The organism is Streptomyces sp. NPDC090032, from assembly GCF_044748025.1.
In the GTDB taxonomy this organism is placed as follows: Bacteria; Actinomycetota; Actinomycetes; order Streptomycetales; family Streptomycetaceae; genus Streptomyces.
This window is the reverse complement of record NZ_JBIVFF010000001.1, coordinates 204,863-222,258: the sequence shown is the minus strand read 5'-3', so window position 1 is coordinate 222,258 and position 17,396 is coordinate 204,863. Positions and strand designations below refer to the sequence as shown.

Here is a 17,396-nt window from a genome sequence, read left to right as displayed (position 1 = left end):
CGGGCAAGGCCGACACCGGTGCTGACACCGACGCTGACACCGGCGCCGACACCGATCCTGACGATCAGGATCAGGCCAGGTTTTCGGCGGGAAGCCCTGTTGTGCCGGGGGCAGCAGGTGAGGGTGGCCGGTTCCGGTGGGCGTTCCCGCCAGGCAATCTGGTCACCATCCGCTTCGGCTTGGATACTGAGCGCAGCCACGTGCCCGGGACGCCGCCAAGGCGGCCCGGGCACGCGACGAGAGCTGGAACGACGCCGGGCGCCGGCTTGAGCAGTACCTCAAGGGAGTGGAGAACGGCATCGACTCCAAGGGCCCCGTCGCCGGCCAGAACCTGTCGTCGAATTCGTCGTCCAGGTCCCGAATCCGGTGGCGGGGCCGCGCCTCAGGTTTGACGTCCCGGCCGCAGAGAGGGTGATGGCATGCAGCGCTACGAACGGCTCCGGCAGATCCGTCGGCTCGACCCGGACCGGGACTGGCTGACGATCTACCGGCTGACCGCCGCCTACGAGTTCCCGTGGGACTTGACCCGGGCCCTGGAGCTGGCGCTGTTCCGCACGTACGCCGTGCCGAGCATCGGCCGACTCCTCGACAGGACTTCCGAACTGACAGAACGTGCGCAAAAGCGGTACGACGACACGGCACTGCTGCTCGGCACGGTCGTCGAGCACGGCTTCGACAGCGTCCAGGGGCGCACGGCGATCCGCCGGATCAACGCGATGCACCGCAGTTACGACATCAGCAACGACGAGATGCGGTACGTCCTGTGCACGTTCGTCGTCGTGCCCAAGCGCTGGATCGACGCCTACGGCTGGCGCCGCCTCTCGCGCCACGAGCTGACGGCGTCGGCGCACTACTACCGCGCGCTGGGCCGGCACATGGGAATCCAGGGCATCCCGGGTTCCTACGACGAGTTCGAGAGCTGCCTCGACACGTACGAGGCCGAGCACTTCGCCCACGACGAGTGCGGGCGGCGCGTGGCGGACGCGACGCTCACCCTGATGGCGTCCTGGTATCCGGACGTCCTGGCCCCGGTGTTGAAGAGGACGACGGTCGCGCTGCTCGACGAGCCGCTCCTGCGCGCCTTCGCCTACGAGCCGCCGGGTCCGGTCACGCGCGGGCTCGTGCGGGGCGCCGTCCGGCTGCGCGGCCGTGCGGTACGTCTGCTGCCGCCCCGCCGCGCGCCGCACCACGCCCGCGACAACTGGGAGATCAAGGGCTACCCGGACGGCTATCGGGTGGGCGAGCTCGGCACGTTTCCGACGCCGGGCCTGCGCGGCTGCCCCGTCCGGGGCGCGGGCGGTGCGGAGTGAGGTGGCCATGCCGCCGATCAGGGGTCAAGATCCGCCGGGTCACGGGTCTGTCCCAGCGGGCGGTGGCTGCGAACAGGTGCGCAGCGGTGGCGGAACCCGCCGTACCGGCCCGCCGGAGGCGTGCCCCGCAGTGGCGCGGCGCGTCGTGTCCGAACGCCCATTTCCCCTGCCGCACGGCGGCAGGGCAGGGGTGCGGCCGGGAGAGAGGGCCGGGTGGTGGTGTCCGGTGGTGGGGCGCGTCGGGCGTCACTGTGCGTGTAACAGGGATGTATTAGGGGGTGGTTGGGCGGAACGCGCCGCCGGGTCGGGCCGCTCTTGAAGTTCAGAAACCTCGCTCGTACCGATCTGGACCGAGCGGCCGGTACTGCTTACCGACACCGACACTGAGGAAGAAACGATGCGCGTTCACAGGCTCACCTTCGCCGCCCTGGCCGTTGTCGCAGGTCTCTCACTCACGGCCTGCAACAGCGATGACGGCGCGGCGCAGAGCGACTCGTCGTCCGCGCCCAGTGCCTCTTCCTCGGCCGGCGGTTCGGACTCGGGCGGTTCGGGAACGGGCGGTTCGGATCAGGTCGGGTCCGATCAGGCCGGGTCCGATCAGGCCGGGTCCGATCAGGCCGGGTCCGATCAGAGCAACGGGAACGGCTCCGACGGAAAGGGCTCCGGCGGGCAGGGCACGGTCGCCGGGACCGGCTCCAACGCGAACGGCAAGGTCGGCAAGTGCCGTACCGACGAGCTGGAGGTCACCGCGACGGACAGCACCATCGACGGTGACACCGAAGGCTCCGTCGCGGTGACGTTCAAGAACGGCGGAGGCCGGGACTGCACGCTGGCCGCGTACGCGGGCGTCGACCTGAAGACCAACCAGGGCGAGCTGTCCGCGAAGCGCACCGGACAGGAGGCCAGCCCGATGGTCCTCAAGGACGGGAAGTCGGTGTCCTTCGGCATCAGTTACCCGCTGAACAAGTCGGGCGGCTCCGGCGTCCGCATCACGGGTCTTGTGGTGACCCCGCCGAACGAGACGAAGTCGGTCACCCTCGACTGGCCGGGGGCCGCCACGCTGCCCGTCACGGACGGCTCCGGCTCCCCGGTGCAGGTCGGCCCGATCGGCAGCGCCGGCCAGGGCGGCTGACCCGCCCCCTGACCGCCCCCGCATCCCCCGGTTCCTACAGAGTGACCCTCAACTCTCCGTAGCCGTAAGCGATGAAGGACTCCACGTGCGGGGCCGCACCCGCACTCCCGTCGAGCGCGAGGCCGGGGAAGCGCTCGAACAGCGCGGGCAGCGCGATCGCCGCTTCGAGCCGGGCGAGCGGCGCACCGACGCAGTAGTGGACGCCGTACCCGAACGCGAGGTGCTCCTTGTCCACGCGCGTGACATCGAAGGATCCCGCGTCCTCGCCGTGGCGCAGCGGGTCGCGCCCCGCCGAGGCGTACGTCGCGAGGATCGGGTCGCCCTGGGGGATCTTGACACCGTCCGGCAGCTCGATGTCCTCGACGGCGTACCGCAGCGGCAGGTTGGCGATCGAGGGAGCCCAGCGCAGGGTCTCCTCGATCACGTCGCTCCAGGGGACCTCTCCCGCGAGGACGCGGGCCAGCTGGCCGGGGTGACTGAGCAGGGCCTGCACGGCGTTGCCGATGAGATTGACGGTCGTCTCGTGACCGGCACCGATGACGAGCAGCAGTGTGTCGATCAGCTCCTGCTCGGTGAGGCCCGAGCCGTCCTCGTCGTCGCGAGTGGTGATCAGGACGCTGGTGAGGTCGTCGGCGGGCGTCTCGCGTTTGAGGGCGACCAGGCCCCCGAGGAGTTCCTGCACCTCCTGCCAGATGGCCATGGCCTGTTCGGGCGTGACGGTGGTGTCCATGATGCCCGCGATGAGGCGCGCGGCGTCGGCCTGCCGGTCCTCGGGCAGCCCGAACAGTTCGCAGATGACCTGCATGGGCAGCGGGTGCGCGAAGGCGGCGCGCAGGTCGGCGCGGCCGTCGGGCGCCTCGGCCATCCGGTCGAGAAGACCGGCCGTGAGCGCCTCGATACGGGGGCGCAGACCGTCGGTGCGGCGCTTGGTGAACGCGGGCGAGATCAGCTTGCGCAGGCGACGGTGGTTGCTGCCGTAAGCGGTGAACATGTTGGTCACGCCCACCCAGGAGTTGACCCAGGTCGTGCGGAACTCGCCGTTGATCCAGGCGGGCCAGTGCTGGTTGGGGTCCTTGGACACGCGGTCGTCGGCGAGGAGCCGCTTGAGGATCGTGTACTGGGTCGGGGCCCAGGCCCGTATACCGCCTGGGAGTTCGACGAGTGCGGCGGTGCCGCGCGTGCGCAGCAGATCGGCCTCCGCGTGGAGCCCGCGGCCCGCGGGGTCGATGACGTGGGGGTCGGGTGCCATGTGACGCTCCAGCCGGTGTGGGGGTTTCATGATCAAATCGGCACGACAGATCGTAGGGTCTGAGGACTGAGGAAGCACGCCGATCCGGCGCGCGCCGGACAGCACGGGGAATGGCGCCCGACGGCTCTAGGATCCGGGCGTGGCCTTCTTCCGAATCACCCGTGAATCGCCGCTTTCCGCCGCCGAGGCGTGGCGCCGCATGACGGACTGGGAGCGGCACGGGGACGTCGTCCCCCTCACCCGCGTCAGGCTCGCCACCCCGCCCCCGACCGGTGAGGGCACCGTCTTCGTGCCGCGGACCGGCGCCGGGCGTCTCGTCTTCGACGACCCGATGGAAGTCGTCGACTGGGCACCCCCGTACGGCGATTCGGCCGGTCGGTGCCGCCTGGAGAAGCGCGGCACGTTCGTCACGGGCTGGGCCGAGATCGAGGTGGCGCCGTACGGCGCGGGGTCCCTCGTCGCGTGGCGCGAGGAGATCCGCGTACGCCCACTGCCGCGCTGGTGCGACCCGCTGCTCGCGCGGGCGGGCCGCCTGGTGTTCGGACGGGCGGTCAAGAAGCTGCTGCGGTACGGAAGTTGAGCCGGGGGATCATTCAACCCCTCCCAATGATGCGCCGGGCCCCCGCGAGGACCGCCGTCGCCAGTGTCCAGCCGGAGGCCACGAGGAGGACGGCGACGGCCTTGCCCGCGCCCTGCGGATCCCAGGAGCCGCGATAGCCGAGGCTCGCCACGGGGATGAGCAGGTCGACGCTGTAGAGGACCGGGTCCCAGGCCCGCTGCCCGGAGCCGCCGACCGCGCGCGGCTCGTGGTACGTGAACCACAGGGAGCCCGCGGCGGCCAGTGAGAGCAGCCACAGGAGCGCCCGGCGCGGAGCGTAGCCGTAGCCGAACAGGAGGTCCTGGAGCAGACCCCAGACACGGCCCGACAGCCGGTCGAGGCGGCGCACATGACGCTCCCTCGCGTGCCGCACGGTGCGCGCCGACCGCTCGTCGCCCGCGCTCTCGTACGACGTCGCCAGCTGCTCGAAGGAGCCCGCGCCCGCGTTCGGGTCACGGGTCAGCCAGCCGATGCGGGCGCGCACGTCTGCGCTTTCGGGTGGGCCGGCGGTTTCGAGGCGCTTGTACGTGAAGCCTTCGAGGTTGAGCCGGCCCGCGGCGGGCCAGGTGGCGGCCGAGTCGACGAGCACGTCCACGGCCGCGTCCTGGAGGACCACGGCCCCCGCCGGTGGTTCGCGCAGATCGAGGCGGAGCCGCGGCACCCGGAGCCGGCTCAGGAGCAGCGCGCCCGCGGGTGCGCCGATGACGCTGTCGTGGAAGGTCGCCACGCCCTCGATCACGGCGGCCCGCAGCAGCACCTGCCCGGCGCTGCGGAAGCCCCAGTCGGCGTACAGGCCGCGCCCGCAGGCGAGTCCGGTGCCGTCCAGGCCGCCGACGTCCGCGCCGTTGAGGTTGAGGGCATAGGCGATCGATGCGTCCCTCAGGTAGAGGGCGCCGGAGGCGATGAGGCCGCGCGCGTGGACGGAGCCGGACACGTTCAGGCGGGGCGCGAGCAGGGACCAGGGGCCCGCGTCGGCGACGGTGAGCTGTTCGACGACGAGGTTGCCGTCTATCGCCGCGTCGGCCAGCTCCAGTACGGCCGATGTGGAGTCCTCCGGCAGCCGGCGCGGCACCCGCGGGCCGTCCCCGGCGGCGGGCGGGCCGGTCAGCGGCCGCGGTACGGGGGTTCCGCTGCCGAGCGTCGCCCCGGACAGCCGCAGGTCGCCGTCGACGGTGATCCGGTTCGCGCGCAGCGCGGGCATCTTCGATCCGGACAAGTCCAGTGCGCTGACGGTGAGTTCGGTGAACCGGGGTGGCTCGTCGAAGACGCAGTCGACCAGTTCGAGCACGGTGTCGACGCGGCAGCGGGACAGGTCGAGGCAGCCTCGCACGCGTAGCCCTTCGTACCGGAGCGGCCCGCCCGTGCCGTCCTCGTGGCCGGTGATCTCCTCGCGCAGCCGGGCCGCGTCGACCGTGTCACCCGGCGCCGGGCGCCACCGCGGGCGCCTGCTCCCCCTGAGACGTGCCATCGTCGCCTCCCCCCTTCTCTTCCTCCGCCTTCTCTTCCTTCTCTTCCTCCACGCAGGAGATATCACGCGAGGGCGAACACGCGCGCGGTCCTTGTAGGGATACTGAGGTGATGGAACGCTCCTCCCGGTTCGCTCGGTTCGGCGCGAGAGCCGCCGCCCTGCTCGAAGAGTGGCAACAGCAGACGCATCGTCAACTCACCTCCGTCACCTGGCTCGACACCGGTGGCAGCGGCGCGCTGCTCGCCTCGGTCTTCGTACGGGACAGCGACCCGAAGAACACCAAACGCCGGATGATCATCAAGCTCTGCTCCCCGGACGGCGACTCGTCCATGGAGCCGGGGCGGCTCGTCTCGGCACGCCGGTCGACGCCGGAGGGCGACGTCACGTTCCCCCGCGAGCATCTGGTGGAGCAGCTCTACGATCCGATGCCGGTGGCCGGCTCCTGGCTGATGTTCCAGGGTTTCGCGGGCAACGACGAGACGATGGTGACGCTCAGTACCACTCTGCGGCAGCGGCGGCTGCCCCAGGTCGCAGGGGAGATCGCGCGGTCGCTGCTGGCCGGCTGGAACCCGGACGAGCACACGGAAGGGGAGATGACGGCCGCCGAATTCGTCGCCGAAGTCCTCGACCGGCGCCTCGAACCCGGGGGCCCGCTGCCCGTCTGGGTCCGCGACACCCTCGGCCTCGGCCTCGACACCCCCTGGCTGGCCCTCGGCCGCCCGGGAAGCGCGCCTCTTCCCAACCCCGTTCATCTGGCGGCCAGTTGCGCGCTCGCGGGCGGCGTCGTCTCCTATCCGGTGCGCGGGCGGGCCCATGGCGACCTCCACCCGGGCAACATCATGGTGCCGAAGGAGCCCGGGGCGGACACGCGACGCTACGTCCTCATCGACCTGTCGCGATTCGACAAGGGGGCACTGCTCGCCCGCGACCCCGTGCATCTGCTGCTCTGCCTGGTGGCCGACTTCCTCCCGCACCTGTCGCAGGACGCCCGCGCCGAACTCCTCGGCCTGCTCGTCGGCCGGGACACTCCGGGCCTGCTGATCCCACAGGGACTCCAGTGGACGGTCGATCAGATGCGCAACGCCCCGGAGGACTGGCTGTCCGCCCGCACCATCTCCGGTGAGTGGCAGGCCCAGTGGCTCCTGTCGATGCAGGCGTGCGCGCTCATGTTCACGGCCCGCGCCCGCTACGGCGAACAGGACCGGTGGTGGTTCTTCCGGCTCGCGGCGGAGGCGGCGGGCGCGTATCTGCGGTCGGTCGACGCGTACGAGCCGGGTGAGGCGGTGTTCGTGCCGGGGCCACGGACGGCCGAGCCGCAGGTGGTGCACGCGGTGGTGGTCACGCCGAAGGTGCCGGCTCAGATGGCACCGCCCGAAAGGCCCGAAGCAGAGCCCGAAGTGGAGCCCGCACCCGGCTCCGTGCGCGTCCCCGACCCCACACCCGTACGGGAGTCCCCCGCCGTCTCCCCCGAAGCCGCCGACGGTTCACACCCGGATCCGGAGACAGCCGCCGAGACGCCGCCGGACACACTCCCGGCGCTCCTCATCGGCCTGCGCTACACCTTCGGACGCCGTCTTGAGGCGCTCAGGGAACAGGAGGCGGGGTCGGTCGGCCCCGAGTCGCTCGGGTCCCTCAGGGAGCAGGCGGACGAGGTGCGGACCTATGTCTCGATGCTGCTCGGTGCCGCAGGAGACGCCGTGGGCGAGGAGGACCGTTCCCGTGTCCACGAGGTCCGCAGGCACCTCGCCCGTGTCGCGCGGGCGGCGAACGACCCGGGGTTCTCTCCTGAAAAGCCTTTTTATCAGCGGGACTTGGCTCACCGGGCCCTCGTCGCGGCGCTCGACACGCTGCTCGGGTCCGCGCGCGAGGCGGCGCTCGGCCTTCCGGCCGGTCAGGCCACGGACCCGATCCGCCCGGAGGGCGCCCGCGCTCCGTCGGGGTGAATCGGCGTGTGGGCGCCGGTCAGCGCGACGCCGCTGCCGCCGCACCGGTTGGCGACGATCTCCGAGGCGATGGACAGGGCTGTCTCCTCGGGGGTGCGGGCGCCGAGGTCGAGGCCGATGGGTGAGCGCAGGCGCGCCAGTTCGAGTTCGGTGATGCCGACGGCACGCAGGCGGTCGTTGCGGTCCAGGTGGGTGCGGCGGGAGCCCATCGCGCCGACGTAGGCGACGGGAAGCCGCAGCGCGATCTGGAGGAGCGGGACGTCGAACTTGGCGTCGTGGGTGAGGACGCACAGGACGGTGCGCCTGTCCGTCTGCGTGCGCTCCAGGTACTTGTGGGGCCATTCCACGACGATGTCGTCGGCGTCGGGGAAGCGGGTCGGCGTCGCGAAGACGGGGCGTGCGTCGCACACCGTCACGTGGTAGCCGAGGAACTTGGCGATCCTGACGAGCGCCGCCGCGAAGTCGATGGCCCCGAAGACGATCATGCGGGGCGGGGGGACGGACGACTCGACGAGGAGAGTGAGGGGCTGCCCGCAGCGCGAGCCGCTCTCGCCGATCTCCACGGTGGTGGTGCGTCCGGCGGCGAGGAGTGCGCGGGCCTCGCCCGCCGCAGTGCGGTCCAGTTCGGGATGGCCGCCGAGGCTGCCCTCGAACTCACCGCCGAAGCCGTTGTCGGCGTCGCTGTCGTCCCGTACGAGGATGGCCCGGCCCATGAGTTCGGCCGGCCCCTCGGTGATGCGCGCGACCGCCGCCGCCCTTCCTCGGGCGGCGGCGGACAGCGCCGCCGCGAGCACCTCCCGTCCCGGGGTGTCCGCGCGTACCGGGGTGATCAGGATGTCGATGTCTCCGCCGCAGGTGAGCCCCACGGCGAAGGCGTCGTCGTCGCTGTAGCCGAAGCGTTCGAGGACGGTCTCGCCGTCCTCGAGCGCCTGTTGGCACAGTTCGTAGACCGCGCCCTCCACACAGCCGCCGGAGACCGAGCCGATCGCGGTGCCTTCGCTGTCGACGGCGAGTGCGGCTCCCGGCTGCCGGGGCGCGCTCCCGCCGACGGCCACCACGGTGGCCACGGCGAAGTCGCGTCCCTGCTCGACCCATCCGTTGAGTTCAACGGCGATGTCCAGCATGTTCGGTCTCCTGAGCGGTGACGTGGAGGGCGGATCCGGTGTCTCAGTGGACGCCGAGCCAGCCCTCGATCGGGTTGAGGGCGAAGTACACGAGGAAGATCACCGTGAGGCCCCACATGAAGGCCCCGATCTCCCGGGCCTTGCCCTGGGCGACCTTGATGGCGACCCAGGAGATGACGCCCGCGGCCACACCGGTGGTGATGGTGTACGTGAAGGGCATCAGGACCACGGTCAGGAAGACCGGGATCGCGGTGGCGCGGTCGGCCCAGTCGACGTGGCGGGCGTTCATCATCATCATCGCGCCGATGACGACGAGCGCCGCCGAGGCGACTTCCTGCGGGACGATCGCGGTGAGCGGGGTGAAGAACAGGCAGGCGGCGAAGAAGAGGCCGGTGACGGCGGAGGAGAGACCTGTGCGGGCACCCTCGCCGACGCCCGTGGCCGACTCGACGAACACGGTCTGGCCGGAGCCGCCCGCGAGGCCGCCGATGGCGCCGCCGGCGCCGTCGATGAACAGGGCCTTGGACAGGCCGGGCATGCGGCCCTTGTCGTCGGCGAGCTTGGCCTCGGTGCCGACGCCGATGATGGTGGCCATCGCGTCGAAGAAGCCGGCCAGGACGAGAGTGAAGACGATCATGCCGACGGTCATGGCGCCGACCTCGCCCCAGCCGCCGAACTCGACCTTTCCGAAGAGCGAGAAGTCGGGTGAGGAGACCGCGCTGCCGTGCAGTTCGGGGGCGCCGTTCGCCCACTGCTTGGGGGCGATCACGTCGAGCGCGTTGAGGATCACCGCGACGATGGTGCCGGTGACGATGCCGATCAGGATCGCGCCGGGGGTGTTGCGCGCCTGGAGCATGAAGATCAGGAGCAGGGTGCCCGCGAAGAGCAGGACCGGCCAGCCGGACAGTTCGCCGGTGGCTCCGAGGGCGAGCGGGGTGGCCTTGCCGACCTGCACGAAGCCGGCCTTGTAGAGGCCGATCAGCGCGATGAAGAGGCCGATTCCCATGGTGATGCCGTGCTTGAGCGCGAGGGGAATCGCGTTCATGATCATTTCACGGAGGCCGGTGACGACCAGGAGCATGATCACCACGCCGTACATCACGCACATGCCCATGGCCTGCGGCCAGGTCATCTGCGGGGCGACCTGCGAGGAGATGACGCCGGACACCGAAAGGCCCGCGGCGAGGGCGAGCGGCACCTTGCCGACGAAGCCCATCAGGAGCGTGGTGAGCGCGGCGGCGAAGGCCGTGGCCGTGATGAGGGCCTTCTGGCCCATCATGTCGCCCGCGACGTCCTTGCCGGACAGGATCAGGGGGTTGAGCAGAAGGATGTACGCCATGGCCATGAAGGTCGTGACGCCGCCGCGTATCTCACGCGGAACGGTTGATCCTCTTTCGGTTATGTGAAAGTACCGGTCGAGCCAGGACCTTCCGGCGGGGACGCGCGAGCCGGAGCCCGCTTCCTCTGCGGTGGTCTCCGGTTCGACAGACTGCTGGGTCATGATGCCTACTCCCAAGGTTCAAAGGGGCACCCGCATAAAGCTTGTTGGGATTGCGGGATTTGGGATGGTGCGTGGGCTGCACGACCCGGGGGACGGCCCGAGACGAACGGGGTGGTGCGGATGGAACGGATGGTGCGGGTTTTGCCGAGTACCGCGAGCGGGTGCGGTACTTGGAGGCTCCGGACGGTGTGGGCGATGGAAGTGTGACGTTCCTGGGAGGCACACACCGTCCGGAGAGCTGTTATGCCGGGCCGGTTCCCGTCAGGTGCTCGGGGCGTACCGGTGTCCGGTTGAGTTCCAGGCCCGTCGCGTCGCGGATCGCCGCGAGTACGGCCGGCGTGGACGACAGCGTGGGGGCCTCACCGACGCCACGGAGCCCGTACGGGGCGTGGTCGTCGGCGAGTTCGAGCACGTCGACCGGGATGGTCGGCGTGTCGAGAATCGTGGGGAGCAGATAGTCCGTGAAGGACGGGTTCCTGACCTTCGCGGTCCTGGGATCGACGACGATCTCCTCCATCACCGCGATGCCCATGCCCTGGAGGGTGCCTCCCTGGATCTGGCCGATCACGGAAAGCGGGTTGAGCGCCTTGCCGACGTCCTGCGCGCAGGCCAGTTCGATGACCTTGACGAGGCCGAGTTCGGTGTCGACCTCGACGACGGCGCGGTGCGCGGCGAACGAATACTGCACATGCCCGTTGCCCTGACCTGTGTGCAGGTCGAAAGCCTCGGTGGGCCGGTGGCGCCACTCCTCCTCGATCTCGACCACTTCGTCTTCGAGTACGTCGACGAGATCACCGAGGATCTCGCCGCCGTCGGTGACGACCTTGCCGCCCTCCAGGAGGAGTTCGGCCGTGGCCCACGCCGGGTGGTAGGTGCCCATCTTGCGGCGTCCCATCTCCAGGACCTTCTCGCGCACCAGCTCGCAGGCGTTCTTGACGGCGCCGCCGGTGACGTACGTCTGACGCGACGCGGACGTCGAACCTGCCGAGCCGACCCGGGTGTCGGCGGGGTGGATCGTCACCTGCGCGACGCCCAGCTCGGTGCGGGCGATCTGCGCGTGGACGGTGACGCCGCCCTGGCCGACCTCCGCCATGGCGGTGTGCACGGTGGCGACCGCCTCGCCGTTGATGACCTCCATGCGCACCCTGGCGGTGGAGTAGTCGTCGAAGCCCTCGGAGAAGCCGACGTTCTTGATGCCGACCGCGTAGCCGACGCCGCGCACCACGCCTTCACCGTGCGTGGTGTTGGACAGACCGCCCGGCAGCTGCCGTACGTCGGCCGCCTCGCCGGCCGCGCGCCACTGCTGCTCCGGCGGCAGTGGCATCGCCTTGACGCGGCGCAGCAGTTCGGCGACCGGGGCCGGTGAGTCGACCCGCTGCCCGGTCGGCATGAGAGTCCCCTGCTCCATGGCGTTGAGCCGGCGGAACGCGACCGGGTCCATGCCCAGCCTGTCGGCCAGCTTGTCCATCTGGGCCTCGTACGCGAAGCATGCCTGGACCGCGCCGAAGCCGCGCATGGCGCCGCAGGGCGGGTTGTTCGAGTAGAGCGCGAGGGCCTCGATGTCGACGTCGTCGATCACGTACGGGCCGGCCGACAGCGACGAGGCGTTGCCCACGACGGCAGGGGACGTCGAGGCGTAGGCGCCGCCGTCGAGGACGATCCTGCACTTCATGTGCGTGAGCTTGCCGTCCTTGGTCGCCCCGTGCTCGTAGGTGAGCTTGGCGGGGTGGCGGTGGACGTGGCCGAAGAACGACTCGAACCGGTTGTAGACGATCTTGACCGGCTTGTCCGTGCGCAGCGCGAGCAGGCAGGCGTGGATCTGCATCGACAGGTCCTCGCGGCCGCCGAACGCGCCGCCGACGCCGGACAGCGTCATGCGCACCTTGTCCTCGGGCAGACCGAGGACCGGGGCGATCTGCTTGAGATCCGAGTGCAGCCACTGGGTGGCGATGTACAGGTCGACACCGCCGTCCTCGGCCGGCACGGCGAGACCCGACTCGGGACCGAGGAACGCCTGGTCCTGCATGCCGAAGGTGTACTCGCCCTCGACGATGACGTCGGCGCGCTTGCGGGCCTCGGTCACGTCGCCGCGGACGATCGGCTGGCGGTGCACGATGTTCGGGTGCGGGACGTGCCCGATGTAGGAGTCGTGGCGGTTCTCGTGGACGAGGATCGCGTCCGGCGCGATCGCGGACGCCTCGTCGGTGATCACCGGGAGTTCGCGGTACTCGACCTTGATCTTGGCGGCGGCGCGGCGGGCGGTCTCCGGGTGGTCGGCGGCGACCAGCGCGACCGGCTCACCGTGGTGGCGGACCTTGCCGTGCGCGAGGACCGGGGTGTCCTGGATCTCCAGGCCGTAGGTCCTCACCTCGGTCGGCAGGTCGTCGTAGGTGAGGACCGCGTAGACACCGGGAGTGGCGAGGGCCTCGCCCGTGTCGATGGAGACGATCTCCGCGTGCGCGACGGTGGAGCGCAGGATCTGCCCCCACAGCATGTCCTCGTGCCACATGTCGGACGAGTACGCGAACTCGCCGGTGACCTTGAGGGTGCCGTCCGGGCGGAGCGTGGACTCGCCGATGCCGCCCTTGGTCTGCGCCCCCTGCGTCACGTCGAAGGGGATCCCGGTGGTGCCGCTGCCGGCCATGTCCTCAGACCCCCTCGGACTGGCGCGCGGCGGCGAGCCGGACCGCGTCCATGATCTTCTCGTAACCCGTACAGCGGCACAGGTTGCCCGAGAGTGCCTCGCGGATGTCCGCGTCCGACGGGTTCGGGGTGCGCTCCAGCATCTCGTCGGCCGCGACCAGGAGACCGGGGGTGCAGAAGCCGCACTGGACGGCGCCGGCGTCGATGAACGCCTGCTGGATCGGCGAGAGCGTCGCCCGCGAGTCGGTGCCTTGCGCGGCCCAGCCCTTGGCGTCCTGCAGGGACGTGCCGCGGGTGCCGTCCTCGTGGTCACCGCGGGCCCGCCGCTCGGCGAAGTCCGCGAGGCCCTCGACGGTGACGACGTCGCGGCCCTCGACCTGGCCGGCCGCGACCAGACACGCGCAGACCGGAACGCCGTCGAGACGGACGGTGCAGGAGCCGCACTCACCCTGCTCGCAGGCGTTCTTGGAGCCGGGCAGCCCCATGCGCTCACGCAGGACGTAGAGGAGGCTCTCGCCCTCCCACACGTCGTCGGCTTCCTGCTGACGGCCGTTGACCGTGAAGTTGACGCGCATTACGCGGCTCCCTCCGTGCGGGCGGCGGCGCCGCGATAGGACTCCCAGGTCCATGTCAGGGTGCGGCGGGCCATGATGCCGACGGCGTGCCGGCGGTAGCTCGCGGTACCCCGGACGTCGTCGATCGGGTTGCAGGAGGCCGAGCAGAGATCCGCGAACTGCTTGGCGACCGAAGGGGTGATGATCTTGCCGTTGTCCCAGAAGCCGCCCTCTTCGAGCGCCGCGTTCAGGAACTCCTCGGCAGCCTTGGCGCGGACCGGGGTCGGCGCGGCCGATCCGATGCCGGTGCGGACCGTACGGGTCTTGGGGTGCAGCGCCAGGCCGAAGGCGCACACGGCGATGACCATCGCATTGCGGGTGCCGACCTTGGAGAACTGCTGCGGGCCGTCGGCCTTGTCGATGTGGACGGCCCGGATGAGCTCGTCGGCGGCGAGCGCGTTGCGCTTCACGCCGGTGTAGAACTCGTCGATCGGGATACGGCGCGAGCCGCGTACGGACTCCACCTCGACCTCGCAGCCGGCGGCGAGGAGCGCGGGGTGGGCGTCACCGGCGGGCGACGCGGTGCCGAGGTTGCCCCCGACGCCGCCCCGGTTGCGGATCTGCGGCGAGGCCACCGTGTGCGAGGCCAGGGCCAGGCCGGGCAGCTCGGCGCGCAGGTGCTCCATGATCTTGGTGTAGGGGACGGAGGCGCCGAGGCGGACGGTGTCCTGCCCGACCTCCCACTCCTCCAGCTCGCCGATGCGGTTGAGGTCAAGGAGGTAGTCGGGGCGCCGGTGGTCGAAGTTGATCTCGACCATCACATCGGTGCCACCCGCGAGCGGCACAGCCGTGGGGTGCTCGGCCTTCGCGGCGAGCGCCTCCCCCCAGCCGGCAGGGCGAAGGAAGTCCATGATCGACTCTCTTCCTCGTTGATCTCGCGGGTCGGACGTTCGAACGGATCTGGCCACGGGGTTCGCGGACTCGGAGGCCCGTTCATACGCTGTTTACCTTGAGTGGCCCAAGTACACAGCGGCCTACTCCACCAGGGTCAGTCACGGAAACCATGAAGGAGTTGGCTGGCCAGCCTGGACATCTTGTAGATTCATATAAACGGCGGCACCAGTATCCACACCGCTCCCCGGAAACGCACGAAACGCGACGCGACACACGGGCAGCCGGCAGGAGCGGCTCCGCCCCGGACAAGCACAATCTTCGAGACAGATCGGCGGCAACGAGATGCGGCTGCGCGCCCTACTTGATACAGACGCGCTGGGCCTCAGGCTGCTCGGCGGCGAGGACGAACTGGACCGCACCGTGCGCGGTGTGATGACCACGGACCTTCGGGACCCCAGCCGCTACCTCTCCGGCGGCGAGCTGGTCCTCACCGGCCTCGCCTGGCGTCGCGACGCGGCGGACTCCGAACCGTTCGTACGCATCCTCGCGACGGCCGGCGTGGCGGCGCTCGCCGCCGGTGAGGCCGAGCTCGGGGACATCCCCGACGACATCGTCGAGGCGTGCGCACGCCATCGGCTCCCGCTGTTCGTGGTGAACGAGTCCGTCGCCTTCGCGACGGTCACCGAGCACGTCGTGCGCCAGGTCTCGGGCGAGCGGGCCGGCGACCTGGCCGCCGTCGTCGACCGGCACCGTCGCCTGATGACGTCGGGCCCCGCGGGCGGCGGCCCCGACGTCGTCCTGGACCTCCTCGGCACCGACCTCGACCTGCGCGCCTGGGTGCTCTCCCCCGCGGGCCGGGCCATCGCCGGGTCGAGCGCGGCGGGCCCCGAGCTGCCCGCCGCCGTCTGCGCCCGCCTCGCGGCCGAGCACCTGGCGGCCACCCGCACGGGGCGGCGCGGGCCGCACCGGGTGACGCTGAACAACACGACGTACTCGCTCTTCCCGATCCGCACCGCCGGCCGCGGTGCGACGCCCGCCTCCCGCGACGTGCGCGAGTCGGTCCTGTCCGACTGGCTGCTCGCCGTCGAGGCGGACGCGAGCGACTGGCCCGAGGAGCGGCTCGACCTGCTCCAGGGCGTGACCCAGCTGATCGCCGTCGAGCGCGACCGCCGTGACGCGGCCCGGACCGTGCGCCGCCGGCTCGCGCAGGAGGTCCTCGAGCTGGTCCAGACGGGCGCCGCCCCCGCCGAGATCGCCGCCCGCCTGCGCGTCGCCGCGCCCGTGCTGCTCCCCGGCCTCGGCACCGCGCCGCACTGGCAGGTCATCGTGGCGAAGGTCGAGTGGGACGGCGGCGACATCGAGGGCGGCCCGGTCGCCCAGTCGCTCCTGGAGGAGATCCTCGTCGACCCCCTGTCGGCCGGGCCCGAGCCGTCCGACCGCATCGCCGTCGCCCACAACGGCGACGAGGCCATCGCCCTGGTGCCGCTGCCGGCCGTGCCGGACGAGCCCGACGGGGTGCAGGCGGGGCTGCACGCCGACGCGCTCCTCGACTCCGTACGCGATCCGCTGACGGCGGGCCTCGCGGACGACGGGCGGCTCACGCTGGGCGTCAGCGCCGCCGTGCACTCGGCGGAGGGGCTGCGCGGGGCCCTGGAGGAGGCCCGGCACGCCCGGCGCGTCGCCGCGGCCCGCACGGGGCGCGTGTGCGCCGCGGGTCACCAGGAGCTGGCCTCCCATGTCCTGCTGCTGCCGTTCGTCCCGGACGACGTGCGCCGCGCCTTCACGGCCCGCCTCCTGGACCCCCTGCGCGACTACGACCGCAAGCACCGCGCCGAGCTCATTCCGACCCTGGAGGCGTTCCTCGACTGCGACGGCTCGTGGACGCGCTGCGCGAGCCGTCTGCACCTCCACGTCAACACGCTGCGCTATCGCGTCGGACGGATCGAACAGCTCACCAACCGCGATCTTTCGCGACTCGAGGACAAGCTGGACTTCTTCCTGGCCCTGCGTATGAGCTGAACTCGGGCCGCCCGAGCGGGGTTTCGAACCCCGTCCGCCACCCCATGCGATTGTGAAATCTTTCACCCACCCCCTTGGCCGAGTGCGCCCATCCGTGCTGAGATGCGCGCACGACAGCTCGGCTCAATGGTGTGCTCGGGGAGGGCAACGTGGCGCATACCGCCATGTCTGGTTCCGGAACGACTGCAGGGGACGATCCACTCCAGACCGCGGTATGGCGGCTGCGCTCACGCGCCTGCTGGACCGACGCGGCCGCGCTGCTCGAGCGGCTCGCCGCGACGGACGCGCGGGCCGCGCTCCAGCGGGCCGCGCTGCTCGGGGAGCGCTGCCTCTACACCGAGCAGGGCTGGGCCGCCGCGGAGGACGCGCTGCGCGCCGCGGAGGCCCTGGCCCACAACGACGGCGAACGCGGCGCCGCCGCCTGCGAGCGCGGCCAACTCGCCTACGCGGCAACACTGTTGGGGGTACGGGACCGGGCCGACGAGGCACGCTCCGCGCTCGGCAGGGCCGCGGCGCTGCTCCCGCCCGGCGCCCCGGGGCGTCCCCTGCTCGACTTCCGGCGCGGCCTGATGGCGGAGAACCTGTCCGACTCGCCGCAGGCGGCCAGAGCCGCGTACCGCAGGGCCCACGCGGGCGCGACGGCGCACTCCGATCCGCTGCTGCTCTCCTTCACCTGGCGCCATCTGGCCGGACTCGCCCTGCGCGAAGGGGAGTTGACGGAGGCACGGCACGGCTTCGCCGAGTCGCTGCGCATCCGCGAGGAACTCGGCTACCTGGTCGGCACGGCCCCGGCCCTCGCGTCCCTGGCGGAGGCGGAGCCCGATCCGGAGGCGGCGGCCCGCCTGCGCACGGAGGCGTCCCGCCTGTTCCGTCTCCTGGGCGGCGTCCCCACGTGGCTGGCGGAGCACTTGGCGGCGGCGGCCTGAGGGTCGGGCGGGGCGGTCTCGGAGGTGGCCCGGGG

13 protein-coding genes are annotated in these 17,396 nt (G+C 71.3%); 6 read left to right on the top strand and 7 right to left on the bottom strand.

Annotated elements, in window-relative coordinates; translation table 11 throughout:
* The first annotated feature begins 419 nt into the window (after window positions 1-419).
* Window positions 420-1,310, top strand: coding sequence for an oxygenase MpaB family protein (locus ACIPWY_RS00890; RefSeq protein WP_362898954.1), 891 nt, complete (start codon window positions 420-422; stop codon window positions 1,308-1,310).
* A gap of 397 nt (window positions 1,311-1,707) precedes the next feature.
* On the top strand, window positions 1,708-2,442 hold the full coding sequence (locus tag ACIPWY_RS00885) for a DUF4232 domain-containing protein (protein WP_401531988.1): 735 nt from the start codon (window positions 1,708-1,710) through the stop codon (window positions 2,440-2,442).
* 34 nt (window positions 2,443-2,476) lie between these two features.
* Here the strand turns inward: ACIPWY_RS00885 and ACIPWY_RS00880 are convergent, their stop codons facing one another.
* Window positions 2,477-3,691: a cytochrome P450 gene (locus tag ACIPWY_RS00880; RefSeq protein ID WP_393700108.1), complete on the bottom strand. Its 1,215-nt coding sequence runs from the start codon at window positions 3,689-3,691 to the stop codon at window positions 2,477-2,479.
* A 139-nt stretch (window positions 3,692-3,830) separates the two neighbouring features.
* On the opposite strand from ACIPWY_RS00880, the gene ACIPWY_RS00875 reads away from it, so the two are divergent.
* Window positions 3,831-4,271, top strand: coding sequence for an SRPBCC family protein (locus tag ACIPWY_RS00875; protein WP_362898960.1), 441 nt, complete (start codon window positions 3,831-3,833; stop codon window positions 4,269-4,271).
* 13 nt (window positions 4,272-4,284) lie between these two features.
* Here ACIPWY_RS00875 and ACIPWY_RS00870 read toward each other — a convergent pair whose 3' ends face one another.
* Window positions 4,285-5,757 carry a hypothetical protein gene (locus ACIPWY_RS00870; RefSeq protein WP_393700110.1) on the bottom strand — a complete coding sequence of 491 codons (1,473 nt, stop codon included), beginning with the start codon at window positions 5,755-5,757 and terminating at the stop codon, window positions 4,285-4,287.
* Between the two features lie 110 nt (window positions 5,758-5,867).
* On the opposite strand from ACIPWY_RS00870, the gene ACIPWY_RS00865 reads away from it, so the two are divergent.
* A complete protein-coding gene (locus ACIPWY_RS00865; protein WP_393700112.1) occupies window positions 5,868-7,700 on the top strand; it encodes a hypothetical protein in 1,833 nt (610 codons plus the stop codon).
* On the opposite strand, the gene ACIPWY_RS00860 is transcribed toward ACIPWY_RS00865, so the two are convergent.
* The 5 genes from ACIPWY_RS00860 to ACIPWY_RS00840 all read right to left on the bottom strand — a co-directional run bounded on the left by ACIPWY_RS00860 (window position 7,649) and on the right by ACIPWY_RS00840 (window position 14,433).
* Complete coding sequence (locus ACIPWY_RS00860) at window positions 7,649-8,824, bottom strand: XdhC family protein (protein WP_393700114.1); 1,176 nt, start codon at window positions 8,822-8,824, stop codon at window positions 7,649-7,651. The two genes, ACIPWY_RS00865 and ACIPWY_RS00860, sit on opposite strands and share 52 nt — an antisense overlap.
* Window positions 8,825-8,867: 43 nt before the next feature.
* A complete protein-coding gene (locus tag ACIPWY_RS00855; RefSeq protein WP_362898968.1) occupies window positions 8,868-10,325 on the bottom strand; it encodes an NCS2 family permease in 1,458 nt (485 codons plus the stop codon).
* Window positions 10,326-10,566: 241 nt separating this feature from the next.
* Window positions 10,567-12,969 carry a molybdopterin cofactor-binding domain-containing protein gene (locus tag ACIPWY_RS00850; protein ID WP_362898969.1) on the bottom strand — a complete coding sequence of 801 codons (2,403 nt, stop codon included), beginning with the start codon at window positions 12,967-12,969 and terminating at the stop codon, window positions 10,567-10,569.
* A gap of 4 nt (window positions 12,970-12,973) precedes the next feature.
* Window positions 12,974-13,543 carry a (2Fe-2S)-binding protein gene (locus ACIPWY_RS00845; protein WP_362898971.1) on the bottom strand — a complete coding sequence of 190 codons (570 nt, stop codon included), beginning with the start codon at window positions 13,541-13,543 and terminating at the stop codon, window positions 12,974-12,976.
* On the bottom strand, window positions 13,543-14,433 hold the full coding sequence (locus tag ACIPWY_RS00840) for an FAD binding domain-containing protein (RefSeq protein ID WP_362898973.1): 891 nt from the start codon (window positions 14,431-14,433) through the stop codon (window positions 13,543-13,545). Before ACIPWY_RS00840 ends, ACIPWY_RS00845 begins: the two co-directional genes overlap by 1 nt.
* Before the next feature lie 325 nt (window positions 14,434-14,758).
* Here ACIPWY_RS00840 and ACIPWY_RS00835 point away from each other — a divergent pair, with 325 nt between their 5' ends.
* Together ACIPWY_RS00835 and ACIPWY_RS00830 are read left to right on the top strand one after the other, a co-directional pair.
* Window positions 14,759-16,435: a PucR family transcriptional regulator ligand-binding domain-containing protein gene (locus ACIPWY_RS00835; RefSeq protein ID WP_362898975.1), complete on the top strand. Its 1,677-nt coding sequence runs from the start codon at window positions 14,759-14,761 to the stop codon at window positions 16,433-16,435.
* Between the two features lie 149 nt (window positions 16,436-16,584).
* Complete coding sequence (locus ACIPWY_RS00830; protein WP_362898977.1) at window positions 16,585-17,361, top strand: hypothetical protein; 777 nt, start codon at window positions 16,585-16,587, stop codon at window positions 17,359-17,361.
* The last annotated feature ends 35 nt before the right edge of the window (window positions 17,362-17,396 follow it).